Raw genomic sequence first — 12,777 nt, forward strand, 5'->3', positions numbered from 1 at the left:
ATTTATATGTTTAGTGTAATCAAAAGTGACAAATATTCTAATGCAAGGGTTGGATTTCTCAATCTTCCTCATGGCAGAGTAGATACTCCTTGTTTTATGCCGGTTGGTACTTTAGGGGCAATGAAAGGATTAAAGCATGCTATTCTTGAGAAGTTAAAATGCAATTTGATGCTTGCAAATACTTATCATTTATATTTAAGGCCAGGGATTAAAACTATTGAAAAATATGGCGGTCTTCATAATTTTACAACTTGGAATAAAAATTTTTTAACCGATTCGGGTGGATTTCAGGTGTTTTCTCTTTCTGGTTTGAGAAAAATTGATCTAAAAGGTGTACATTTTAAATCCCATCTAGATGGGTCTTATCATTATTTTACTCCTGAGGGAGTATTTGCTATGCAAGAAGTTTTTGGCAGTGATATTATTATGCCACTTGATATTTGCAGTTCTTATGGGATTGATTATAATGAAGCCAATTTATATACAAATATCACAACCAATTGGGCTCGCAGCACATTAAAATCTTATAAAAACAGAAAAGAGGGATATAATGGACTTTTATTTTTAATAACTCAGGGAAATTTTTTTAAAGATTTAAGGAAAAGAAGCATCAATGATATATTGGAATTAGATAGTCCAGGTATTGCCATCGGAGGCATTTCTGTTGGAGAACCAAGAGAGAAATATTTAGAAATTCTTGAATATAGTTCTTTATTGATACCAAAAGAAAAACCAAGGTATGTAATGGGTATTGGCACTCCCCAGTATATACTTGATGCCATATATTACGGCATTGATATTTTTGATTGCGTTAATCCTGCAAGAATTGCTAGGCATGGGTCTCTTTTAACAGATAATGGGGTGATGCGCATTGGTAGAAAGGAGTATAAGGATGATACTTCCCAGGTGGAGAAAAATTGCGACTGTACTTTATGTACAAGGTATTCAAGAGGATATTTAAGACATTTGATAAAATCGAAAGAGCTTTTTGGAATAGTTTTGGCAAGTGAGCATAATATTCACTATATGTTTCGGTTGATTTCAAAGATCAGAACCGCAATTCTAAATGATAATTTTTTAAACTTTAGAACTGCATATTTAAAAAAGTATGAAGAGGGAAATTTTGATGAATAAATATGTTGTTTCTACAATTTTGGTCATGATTTCCACTTTTTTTTCAAGAATAATGGGCTTTGTAAAGATAAAAATTTTCTCTTATTATTTTGGCGCAAATCTCGATGCTGATATTTTTAACTATGTTTTCAATATACCTAATAATTTGCGCAAAATTCTTTCAGAGGGTGCAATGACTTCGGCTTTTTTACCTGAATTTACACATGAAAAAAATAAATCGCACGAAAAAGCTGTTTCTTTTTTTAGAACTGTTATAACTTTTAATGTTATTTCCATTGGGTTAATTGTTTTAGTTATGATTATTTTTGCAAAGCCTATTATATATTTTATATCTTATTATAGGGGGGAGAACTTAATTTTTGCAAGTTCTGTATTTAGGTATTTGGTATTATATATCTTGCTAATAAGTCTAGCATCAATTTTCGTATCTATTCTAAATTCATATAAAATTTTTTTCATTCCTTCAGTTTCGCCTATTATGCTTTCTTTTGGAATAATATTGAATATATTCTTATTTTATAGTCGTTTTGGAATATATAGTGCTGTTATTGGCGTAATTTTTGGGGGATTTTTACAATTTTTGATTCCGTTTGTAAATTGCCTTATGATTGGTTTTGTATGGAGGCCATCATTTTATTTTAAAGAAAAAGTATTTTTAAATTTTTTAACCAGATGGCTTTGTATGATTTTTGGATTTTCCATTTCAATTGTTACTCAGCAGATTTCATTTGCATTGGCGTCTACTCTTGATATAGGAAGTGTTTCTATTCTTAGTAATGCTGTGGTTTACTATCAGCTTCCTGTAGGAATTTTTTATATTTCTATTGCAACAGTAATTTTCCCTAAAATGGCAGAGTATGCTGTTTTGGGGAATGATATAAAATTAAATGCTCTTTTAGTGGATGGAATTAAAATTTTATTGTTAATTTTTATTCCAGTCTCTTTTTTAATGTTTATTTGGTCTGATCATATTTTAAATTTATTTCTTATGGGGGGTAAGTTTTCGATTTATGATACTCAAAAAACGGCGGGTGTTTTGAAATGTTTTCTTTTAGGTTTACTTTTTTATTCAATGTTTGGTTTTTTCCAAAAATATTATTTTTCTATTCGTGATGCAAAAACACCATTTTATTTTAGTGTTTTATTTTCTATTCTTGATATTGCACTTTCTTTTTTTGGTATTAATTATTATGGTTTGAATGCTTTAGCATTAGCTCAATCTATTTCTTTTATGATTTGTGTAATTGTTTTTTATTTCATAATTTTAAAAAGTGGAGTTAAAATTGATTTAATTGAGATTTTATTTGTTCTTTTAAAGGCAATTATTACGCTTTTTCCTTTATATATTATTTATTTCTTTTTTGAAAAGTTTCAGTGGGATGTGGGATTTAGTTTTAAAAATCTTTATTGTTTAATTACAGCCGGAATTGTTAGTATTTTTATTTTGTTTATTTGTTATTCTATTTTAGGAATAAATAAGCTTTTTAGGGTTATTAGAAGGAATGCTTTATGAAATACTTTGATTTTTTATTTTTTTTACTTATTTTTAATGTATATGCTCAAAATGTTAACTCTCCAACTCTTCCTAGTCCCCCTTTGTTGCCCGAGATTACAGAAAATAAGCTTGTTGAGAGAGAAAATTCTTCTAAGGGCGAGAATTTTTCTAATATTGGTTTAGATGGTAAGTATGTTAATGATACAATTCTTTATGGACTTGATAGTCAAGTTACAAGCATTATAAAAGCTCTTAAAAAATCAAGCGATAGTCAATATAATTTATCTCTTAAAAAAAGACTCGAGAAAACTTTTAATGCTGAGATTAAAAAGGAAATACTTGAATTGTTTATTTTTCTTAAGTATTCAGGGGGCATTGATACAGCAAATTATATTCTTGAAAATTATGAGAGTAAGAGATATTCAAATGCTTTATTTGGCTTGGCAATTTCTTATCTTAAGGAGTTTGATGATAAAGAGAAATTAAAAAAAACTCTTATTGACATTCTTGAAAATAAAGAGGGTAATATGGTATCTATTGCAGCTTATTACTTAGGAGAGCTTAATTCTCTTGAGTATTCTAAAAATATGATGGAAGTTTTTGAAAAATATTCTGGAAATGATGGTACTAGAAGAGAAATACTTATTGCTCTTGGAAAAATGATCGCTGTTGATTATCAGGATAGAATTTATGAAATTTCGTTAGATAATTACGAGGGTCCATCAATTAAGGCTGCTGCAATAGAAGCGTTGTCATATATTGCTCCAGATAAAGTAACTACAAATGCTGATTTGTATCTTCAGAGTAATAACAATAATTTAAATGTTAAATTGGCTATTATTGCTTCTTTGTCCAAAGATCCTTCTTTAAAGTCTAAAGAGATTTTACAAGGATTTTTAAGAGATTCTGATGATAATATTAGATTTAAAGCTATTAATGCAATCAAAGGACATAAGGACTCTTCAGCAAAAGATATTTTGATTTATAAGCTTAAAAGCGATCCATCTCTTAAAGTTAGGGAGGCCTCTGCTAAGGCTTTAATTGATATGGATCTTGGGGACATTGAGTTGAAAAACATTATGTTTGATTTTAAGATTGATAATAATTTTAAAATTTCAATGTTTAGTTACCTTTTAGATAAGAATTCCCTAAAAGCATTGTCAATTGCTTTAAAAATTGTTAACAAAGAAAATGTTAATAGACCTTCAAATGTTTTAAAAGGCATTGCTTCAATGTTGGCTGGCAAAAAGGGTAATTTTGATAATTTTTATTCTAAAATCATTGACAGTAAAAATGTTGATTTAAAGCATTTTGCATTAAAAGGAGCTGTTTATAATAAATCTTCATCGCTTTCTTATAAACTTAAAAAAATTAAAAGTGAAACGAACTCTCAATATATTAAAATGCTTTTAAAAGATTATTGATTATTAATAATCCGCTAGCATATTAGCATTAGTACAAAATTTTAAAATTTCTTTGGCTACTTCTGATTTTTCCATTTCTGGCAGTTCTTTTGTGCTTTGTTTATTTATTATATAAACTTTGTTTAAGTTTGACCCAAAATATTTAAGTTCATTTGCAATGATAAAGTCCAAATTTTTATTTTTCAATTTTTCTTTAGCTTTTTGAATTAAATTTTTAGAATCCTCAGCGCAAAATCCAACAACAATTTGGTTTTTAAGCTTATTGTGTCCCACGTGTTTGATTATGTCAGGATTTTTTACTAATTTTATATATAATTCATTGGTTTTATTTTTTTTAATTTTACTACTTAAAATGTGTTTGGGTTTAAAATCGGCAACAGCTGCAGCCCCAATTATTATTTCAAATTTATTATATATCTTGAGAACCTCTTTGTACATTTCCATTGCAGATTTTATTTTTATAATATTGACACCTTCAGGCTCATTTTCATTGGTTGGTCCTGTAATAATTGTAACTTGGGCTCCTAGTTTGACAGCCTCTTGTGCTAAGCAAAACCCCATTTTTCCCGTTGATGTATTTGAAAAATAGCGAATTGGATCTATTAATTCTTCAGTTCTGGATGCTGTGATAAGTATTTTTTTGTTTTTAAGGTAGTAATCTTTTTGATTAAATTCATTCAATATTATTTTTATAATTTTGTCTTCATTTTTAAGGCGCCCTAAAGCATTTGATGAGCAAGCCAGAAATCCTTTATCAGGCTCAATGAATTTATAATGATAGGCTTTAAGCTTTTTTATATTTTCTTTTAAAATAGGGTTTGAATACATTGCACTATTCATTGCTATTGCAAAATAAGTAGGAGCTGTGCTTGCAGATATTATTGTAGTTAATGCATCATCAGCAATTCCTGATGCAATTTTAGATATTGTGTTGTAGGTAGCAGGAATAATAAGAATTAGATGTGCCCATTTTGCAATTTTTATATGCTCAACCTTGTTATGATCTAAATTCCATAAACTAGTAATTATTTTGTTCTTAGAAATGGCTTCTAAAGTTAATGGAGTAATAAATTTAGTTGCATTCTGTGTCATTATAACTTTAACGTCATATCCTAATTGAACTAAACTAGAAACTATGTATACGGATTTGTAAGCGGCTATGCCTCCACATATACCAATTAATATATGTTTATTTTTATTCATATAATTTATATTATATAATATACATTATATTTGAATTTATAAATTTTGATGTCCCTTTGTTAAGGTTGTTTTAAATGAGAAATAGGATTTTGTACGCTGTATTATTTTATGTTTTTATGTTTTTCTTGTGGTTTTGTTTTGCCTATTTTATTGACACATCAGCTACTATATTTAATATTCCTTTGTGGTTTTTTGGGTCAGGAATTTTATTTCCCGGTATAAATTTTTTTTTGGTTTGTTTTTTTATTTTAGTAATTAGTAAAACTTAATACATTATCGATAATTTTTTTTAAAAAAAAATAAAAAAAAGAAATAGAGGTAGATTTTTATTGTTAAATAAATACTTTCTTGCAAATCGAAATATTAATTTTATTGTTATGGCTTTGTTATTTTCGTCTAGCTATATTAGTGCTAGTAGTTTTATTTCTGGGCCTTCTGCTGTTTATAAGTATGGGTTATCTTTTATATTATTAGCTACTATACAAATTCCCACAACTTTAATTGTTTTTATTATTGTTGGTCAGAGATTAAATTGCGAATCAAAAAAAATTAATGCAATTAATATTATTGATTATATTAGGCATAGATATGAAAGTGATTTTTTAGCGCTAATGAGTGGATGTGTATTGATTTTTTTTTCAATGTTTTTGATTTCTGCTCAATTAATAGGTGGTGCTAAGCTTATAGAAGTTTTTTGGGGTATTGATTACGCAGTTGGTCTTTTGTTTTTTGCCTTATTAGTTTTTATTTATGTATTTTTTGGTGGCTTTAAGGCAGTAGCTTATACAGATTTGATTCAAGGATTTTTAATGCTAGTTTCATCTGTTATTTTGTTTTCCAAGATGCTAGATTTGGGAGGGGGTATTAATAATTTATTAAAAACAGCAACATCTAGTTTAGATAAAAACCTTTTACTTCCTTCAAATGTTGACCTAAAGCCACAATATATAATTTCTTTTTGGATATTGATAGGAATAGGAATATTAGGGCAGCCCCAGATTATTAATAATTTTATAGCATTTAAAGATGAGAATGCTATAAAATTATCTCTTCCCATTTCTACCTTTATTATCAGCTTTTTAATTGTTTTGATGCATTTGATAGGGTTTTTTGCTGTTATTCTTTTTCCGGATTTAAATCCAAATGATAAAGTTGTTTTAAATGTAGCTTTAAAAGTTTTAAGTCCTTTTTATTGTTTTATGTTTTTTATGGGGCTTTTATCTGCAATAATGTCTACGGTAGATTCAAATTTGCTCTTAATGACATCTGTTTTAATAAAGTCAATATTTATTTATAAAAAAGATTTAAAAGAAGATATAAAGGTTAGCAGGGTAATAATGATTTCTAATATTTTTTTTATTTTAATAATACTTATATTTTCTCTCTTTCCTCCTAATTTCTTATTCTTTGTTAATATTTTTGCTTTTGGGGCTTTGGAAGTTTCATTTTTTCCCATTATTGTTTTTGGACTTTATTTAAATTTTGTAAGTAAAATGGCGGCTTTTGCTTCTATGTTTTTAGGTTTAATACTTTATTTGTGCATTTTATTCTTTGGTTTAAATATTTGGTTTTTTCATCCCGTTTTTCCATCATTTTTTGTTTCTATATTTACGTTTTTAATAGTTAATTTTTTTTGTAAAAAAAATATTAAGGCTTGTTAGGGATATTTTTTGCATTTGGATAAGTATATTCTTTTAGAAGTACTTGCTAATGATAATGGCAAGCGACTAGATTCAATTTTAATTAAAATTTTGAATTTTTCAAAGATTCAGATAATAAAACATATTAGAAAGGGTGATATTAGGTTAAATGGCCTAAAATCACATTTTTCATGCAGAGTTTGTAAGGGTGATAAAATTTATTTATATAAATCTTTAGCCCAAAGTTTGAACTTAATCATGGATGAATGCTTTAAAAGCAATATTGATTTTGAATGTATTCGAAAAAGAATAATTTATGAGGACAGCGATTTACTTGTTTTAGATAAGCAAAGAGGCATTTTAGTTCATGGAGGCAAAAATTCTCTTGATTTTTTAGTGAATGCTTATCTTTTAAGTCAAAATTTAAGATCTCTAAGCTTTAAACCTTCGGCAGTTCATAGGCTTGATAGGAATACCTCTGGTATTATTATTTTTGCAAAAAATATAAATACTGCAAGAAAGTTAAGTGAGGCATTTAGTGGTGGATCTATAATTAAAAAATATTTTGCAATACTTTTAGGGGAGGTTAAGTCAACTGTTGTTTATAAAAATCATTTATTTAGAAATAAAAGGTTGAGAAAAACTTTTGTTTTAGAGGATAAGGGGATTGTTAATGCAATTACAAAGGTTAATCCAATATTATCTTCCAAAAGAGCTACTCTTGCTGAGATTGTTATTGAAACAGGTTTTACTCATCAAATAAGGTCTCAGTGTTCCTTTAACAAGCATCCTTTAATTAATGACAAGAAATACTGTGATAAATTTAAAAAAAGCAATTACTTTTTACATGCTTTTTTGGTAAAATTTAATGGAACATTCTTTAAAAAGAATGAATTTTACTCTAAGCCTAGTTTAGAATTTTTAAAGCAAGTAAAAGATATTTTTGATGTCTATGAATTTTCAGAATTTTTCAAGTAATTTTTTTTTAAAAAAAATATTAGGCAAGGTTAAAAATCTTGCAACTAGTATTAAACATAAATTTGTTAGAGTGAAGGTGTATGCATTAGTAGGATCTGCTGGAACTGGTAAGAGCTTTAGATCACATTTGGTAGCAGATAAATATTCAATACCTTTAATCATTGATGATGGTGTGTTAATTAAAAACATGAAAATTATTGCTGGAAGTTCTGCTAAGTTTGAAGACAATGTTTTTAAAGCGGTAAGGCGATCTGTATTTGAAGATGATGATCATTGCAGAGAAATGCTTGAAGTACTTGCAAGAGAAGAATTTAATAAAATATTAATATTAGGAACAAGTCTTAAAATGATAGACAAAATAATTTCAAGACTTTTGTTGCCAAATGTTTTTAAGATTATTTACATAACAGATGTTTCAACCAGACAGGAAATAGAAAAAGCAAGGATTTCAAGGCAAATGGGGGAGCATGTTGTACCAGCAGCTGCTTTTGAAATAACGTCTATTAGACCCAATTTGCTATTAAATTCAATTAAAGTTTTTTTTAAAAGCGGATGGTTTTTTGCTAGGAAGAAAAATTATATTCGATCTGTTGTAAGGCCCCATTTTTATGAAGAAGGGGTTTTATCTATTTCTAAGAGGGCTGTAAGGCAAATTATTGAACATTGTGTTTCTGAGTATGATAGAAATTATATTGTTTATGATCTTAAAATCAAAAAAGATGGAAACAATTACCTTTTTAAGCTGTTTTTAAATATCCCTCTTGGAAATAACTTGCTTAATAATACAGAAATGCTTAGAACCTATATTATTACAAACGTACTTAAGTATACAATAATTAATATATTATCTATTGATATAGTTATACATAAATTTTATGACAAAAAAGATTATTTAGAAGAGAGCTATGAAGGTTGATTTTGACAATTTGAATAATATTTTTTTTGTAGGAATTAAGGGTGCTGGGGTTTGTTCTTTGGCTTGTTTTTTGAATTCAAAAGGGTATTGTGTAGAAGGGGTAGATGTCTCTGATAAATTTCATACTGATGAAATTTTAAGCAAGAATAAAATATCTTATTATGAGAATATTTATGAGTTTTCATTAAAAGAACTTGATAAATTTTTTGATTTAATAGTATATTCTTCAGCCTATGATAAGGATGGTTTGCAAGTTTTACTTGAGGCAAAAGAATTAAATATACCTATTTTATCTTATCCTGAGGTTCTTGGTGAGCTTTCTAGAAAGTACTATAGTATTGGAATTGCAGGTTCTCATGGTAAAACTACCACTACGGCGTTTTTAGGTGTTCTTTTTAACAAATTAGGATTAAATCCCAATGTTATTGTAGGATCAAGTGTTAAAGATTTTAAAGATAATTCTTCAATAGCAGGTATTAGTAATATTTTTATTGTTGAGACTTGTGAGTATAAAAAACATTTTTTGAATTTTAGCCCTAATATGCTTATTTTAACCAATATTGACTATGAGCATGTTGATTTTTTTAAAAGTTATGAGGCGCTTGAAGACGCTTTTTTACAGTATATTAATAATTTGAAGAAAAATGGAATATTAATAATTAATTCCGATGATAATAATTTGCTTAAAATTAAAAGGCAAATTAACAGAAAAGATATAAATATTTTTAGCTATGGATCTAGTGATTTATCTGATTTTAAAATAAGCAATATTGCAGTTAAGAGTGAGTATTTTTGTTTTTCTTTTTTAGGCTTGTTAAACGTTGAGCTTAAGACCGTTTTATTTCATAATGTATTAAATTTTTCAGCAGCTCTTATGGCTTTAAATCTTTTTTTAGAAAGTAATGGAAAATCAATTTTTGATTTTGAAGAAGCAATAAAGAAAATTGCAAGAAATTATAGTGGTATAAAAAGAAGGGTTGAAGTTGTTAAAGAGGAAAATGGAGTGATTTACATGGACGATTATGCTCACCATCCCAGGGAAATTAGAAATACACTTTTTGGTATTAAAAATTTTTATAAGAACAAACGTATAATTTTGGATTTTATGCCCCATACCTTTACAAGAACAAAAGAATTTTTTGCAGATTTTGTTGAAGTTCTAAGTGCTGCCGATATATTAATTTTGCACAATATATATCTTTCAAATAGGGAAAATTTTAATCCAGATGAACTTTCTGTTAAATTGTTTTCAAATATTAAAAGAATAAATAAAAATACTTATTTTTTTAAAGATGCTAAAGACTCTATTGACTTTATAAAAAGTTTATTAATGCCGGGAGATTTGTTTATTACAATGGGCGCTGGAAATAATTTTATTTTACACGATTTTCTGTAAGGGTGTTATAGTGAAAAGTATGACGGGATTTTTTTATTTGGAAAAGATAATTGGTAACTATATGTTTAGTGTTAATTTAAAATCTTATAATGGAAAGTTTTTAGAATTTAAATTTAGGTTACCAGAAATTTTTTCTGGCTATGATCTTGATATAAGAAATTTGATTTCAAAATATATTAGCAGAGGCAATGTTTTTTTAAATGTAGGATATAAAGAATTGGTCCCTCGTGTGAATTTTACAGTTAATCCTAATTATATTGAGGCTATTTCTAGACTTAGAGATTCTTTAGCGCATACCAATCTTAATATTAAAAACGAACTAAGTTTAGGTGATTTTTTATCATTAAAGGGAGCTTTGATAATTGACGAGGATAGTGAGCATCAAGAAGAGATTTATGGGCTGTTTAAAGGTGTTCTAGAGGAAACCTTATTCCATTACAATAGTGGAAGAAGTTTTGAAGGAGAAAACACTAAATCGGATATAGTCTCAACCCTTGTTTTAATAGAGCGGGATCTTAAAATTGTTAAAGATGCTTGCAGTGATATAAATGTCAGATTATTTGCAAGCATTAAAGAAAATATCTCTAAATTAATGGATGAATTTAGAGATTTAAGTATTGCAGAAGAGGCAGCTAAAATGGCAATTCGTTTGGACATTAACGAAGAGATTATGCGTCTAGATTCTCATATAGAAGCTTTTTATAAAAATCTTGAATATGAGATATGTGGTAAAGTTCTTGAATTTATTTCTCAAGAAATGCACAGAGAAATAACAACTATGAGTAATAAGGCGGTTGATCTTGATATTAAGAATTTGATTTTAAATATGAAGTTAAATTTAGAAAAAATAAAAGAGCAAATAAGGAATGTTGAATGAAAATAGCACTTTCTGGTAAGAGTGGTTGTGGTAATACTACTGTAAGTGGCATGATTGCCAAACATTACGGTCTTGAGTTTATTAATTATACTTTTCATGATATTGCAAGAGAACATAATATCCCTTTTTCAGAGTTTTATGAAAAAGAGATAATAGGAAGAGATGATTATTATTGGGATAGGTATCTTGATAATAAATTGTCTATGCTTTCTAAAAGAAATAATACAGTACTTGCTTCTCGTCTTGCTATTTGGATTTCTAAGAGTGCTGATTTAAAAATATATCTTTATGCTAAAATGGAAGTTAGAGCTGAAAGAATAATGACTAGAGAAGGGGGCATGTATTCTGATGTTTTAAGCAGTACTTTTAGTAGAGATGAAAATGATAAAAAAAGATATTTAGCTATATACAATATAGATATTGATGATTATTTTTCAGAGACCGATTTAGTGATTGATGTTACAAACATTAATCCAAATGAAGCTTTTGAATTAATTAGAGATGAAATTGATAAAAGAAACTTGAAAAAAATAAGCTAAATTTATTTGATATGGTTATTTTATAAGGAGATTAAATGACTAAAGTGCCTTTAAAAAAAATACAAGATTTTGATGGAAATTTTTATGAACTTGTTGTTGCAACTATAATGCGCACAGAGCAAATCATAGACAATATTTCTTTAGCAGAACATGCTACTTTTGATGATAAAATATTAGGACAAGCTTTTAATGATGTTTTGACTGGTAAATATAGCTATTCAATTGAAGGAAGATAGAATAGTTTTTATTTTTGGTCCTACAGCTGTGGGCAAAAGCAATATTTTGTTTCATTTTCCAAAAAATAAAGCAGAAGTTATTAATGTTGACTCTATTCAAGTGTATAAAGAGTTTAATATAGCCTCTTCAAAGCCAAGTAAAAATTTAATGAAACATATAAAGCACCATTTAGTAGATTTTTTAGATCCTCAAAAGGAGTATACTATTGGAATTTTTTACGAACAAGCTTTAAAAATAGTAAAAGAAATAAGACAGAAAAAAAAAATTCCTATATTTGTAGGAGGTACTGCTTTTTATTTTAAGCATTTAAAGGATGGATTTCCTTTAACACCTTTTGTTACTTCTAAAATAAGAATTTATGTAAACAATCTTTTAGATCTTAAAGGTAAATCTTATCTCTTAAAAGAATTGAAAAATGTAGATCCCATTAGATTTAATATGTTAAATAAAAATGATATTTATCGCATTAAAAGATCGCTTGAGGTTTACTATCAAACAGGAATTCCTATTAGCCAATTTCAAAAAAACCAAAATAGCGAGTTTAAGAATATTGTGATTATAGGCCTTAAGAGATCTTTTGAAGATTTGAAAACTAGAATATCAATAAGAATTAATGAAATGCTCAATAACGGATTACTTTCCGAGATTAAAGGTTTGTTCGGTAAAGGTTACAATGAAAATACCCCAGCTTTTAAAGGGATAGGCTATAATGAGTTTTTGCTATGGAAAAGTAGACCTTGTTATGGTTTAAATGATATAATAAGTTTAATAAACAAAAATTCGTTTTTATATGCAAAAAGGCAAATGACCTTTTTTGCCAAAATTTCTGATGTTTTATGGCTTCATCCAGAGGATGATTTAGATGACATTTTGAATTTAATTTTTAAAGTTGATAAGGAGATTTAAGGAGTGCCTTGCGGAAGAAAAAGAAAATTAAA

Annotated in this window: 12 protein-coding genes; 11 read left to right on the forward strand and 1 reads right to left on the reverse strand. The window is 27.5% G+C overall.

The window, feature by feature from the left end; genetic code table 11:
- The first annotated feature begins 6 nt into the window (after positions 1–6).
- From tgt to HNP67_RS02010, 3 genes are read left to right on the forward strand one after another with little or no spacing between them, the layout of a single operon-like run.
- Positions 7–1,134 carry a tRNA guanosine(34) transglycosylase Tgt gene (gene tgt, locus HNP67_RS02000; RefSeq protein ID WP_184124471.1) on the forward strand — a complete coding sequence of 376 codons (1,128 nt, stop codon included), beginning with the start codon at positions 7–9 and terminating at the stop codon, positions 1,132–1,134.
- Positions 1,127–2,647 (forward strand): murein biosynthesis integral membrane protein MurJ, encoded by a 1,521-nt coding sequence (murJ, locus tag HNP67_RS02005; RefSeq protein ID WP_184124472.1) that lies wholly within the window; start codon positions 1,127–1,129, stop codon positions 2,645–2,647. The genes tgt and murJ overlap by 8 nt, the downstream gene beginning before the upstream one ends.
- Positions 2,644–4,053 carry a HEAT repeat domain-containing protein gene (locus HNP67_RS02010; protein WP_184124473.1) on the forward strand — a complete coding sequence of 470 codons (1,410 nt, stop codon included), beginning with the start codon at positions 2,644–2,646 and terminating at the stop codon, positions 4,051–4,053. Before murJ ends, HNP67_RS02010 begins: the two co-directional genes overlap by 4 nt.
- 3 nt (positions 4,054–4,056) lie before the next feature.
- Here the strand turns inward: HNP67_RS02010 and coaBC are convergent, their stop codons facing one another.
- Positions 4,057–5,256 carry a bifunctional phosphopantothenoylcysteine decarboxylase/phosphopantothenate--cysteine ligase CoaBC gene (gene coaBC / locus HNP67_RS02015; RefSeq protein WP_184124474.1) on the reverse strand — a complete coding sequence of 400 codons (1,200 nt, stop codon included), beginning with the start codon at positions 5,254–5,256 and terminating at the stop codon, positions 4,057–4,059.
- A gap of 299 nt (positions 5,257–5,555) precedes the next feature.
- Between coaBC and panF the strand changes: the two genes are divergently transcribed.
- The 8 genes from panF to miaA are packed head-to-tail and all read left to right on the forward strand — an operon-like array spanning position 5,556 to position 12,745.
- The gene (panF, locus tag HNP67_RS02025) at positions 5,556–6,917 is read left to right on the forward strand and encodes a sodium/pantothenate symporter (protein ID WP_184124553.1); all 1,362 of its coding nucleotides are present in this window, start codon (positions 5,556–5,558) and stop codon (positions 6,915–6,917) included.
- 9 nt (positions 6,918–6,926) lie between these two features.
- Positions 6,927–7,874, forward strand: coding sequence for a pseudouridine synthase family protein (locus HNP67_RS02030; protein ID WP_184124477.1), 948 nt, complete (start codon positions 6,927–6,929; stop codon positions 7,872–7,874).
- Positions 7,843–8,790 carry a hypothetical protein gene (locus HNP67_RS02035; RefSeq protein WP_184124479.1) on the forward strand — a complete coding sequence of 316 codons (948 nt, stop codon included), beginning with the start codon at positions 7,843–7,845 and terminating at the stop codon, positions 8,788–8,790. The genes HNP67_RS02030 and HNP67_RS02035 overlap by 32 nt, the downstream gene beginning before the upstream one ends.
- Entirely contained in the window at positions 8,780–10,186 is a 1,407-nt protein-coding gene (murC, locus tag HNP67_RS02040) for a UDP-N-acetylmuramate--L-alanine ligase (RefSeq protein ID WP_184124480.1), read from the forward strand. The genes HNP67_RS02035 and murC overlap by 11 nt, the downstream gene beginning before the upstream one ends.
- Before the next feature lie 10 nt (positions 10,187–10,196).
- A complete protein-coding gene (locus tag HNP67_RS02045; protein ID WP_184124482.1) occupies positions 10,197–11,063 on the forward strand; it encodes a YicC/YloC family endoribonuclease in 867 nt (288 codons plus the stop codon).
- Positions 11,060–11,602 (forward strand): (d)CMP kinase, encoded by a 543-nt coding sequence (gene cmk / locus HNP67_RS02050; protein ID WP_184124484.1) that lies wholly within the window; start codon positions 11,060–11,062, stop codon positions 11,600–11,602. Before HNP67_RS02045 ends, cmk begins: the two co-directional genes overlap by 4 nt.
- 35 nt (positions 11,603–11,637) lie before the next feature.
- Positions 11,638–11,838, forward strand: a complete 201-nt coding sequence (locus HNP67_RS02055) for a DNA-directed RNA polymerase subunit omega (RefSeq protein ID WP_184124486.1) — start codon at positions 11,638–11,640, stop codon at positions 11,836–11,838.
- Positions 11,825–12,745: a tRNA (adenosine(37)-N6)-dimethylallyltransferase MiaA gene (miaA, locus tag HNP67_RS02060; RefSeq protein WP_184124488.1), complete on the forward strand. Its 921-nt coding sequence runs from the start codon at positions 11,825–11,827 to the stop codon at positions 12,743–12,745. Before HNP67_RS02055 ends, miaA begins: the two co-directional genes overlap by 14 nt.
- Positions 12,746–12,777: the final 32 nt, after the last annotated feature.

It is taken from the genome of Borreliella californiensis (assembly GCF_014205885.1).
Classification (GTDB): Bacteria; Spirochaetota; Spirochaetia; order Borreliales; family Borreliaceae; genus Borreliella; species Borreliella californiensis.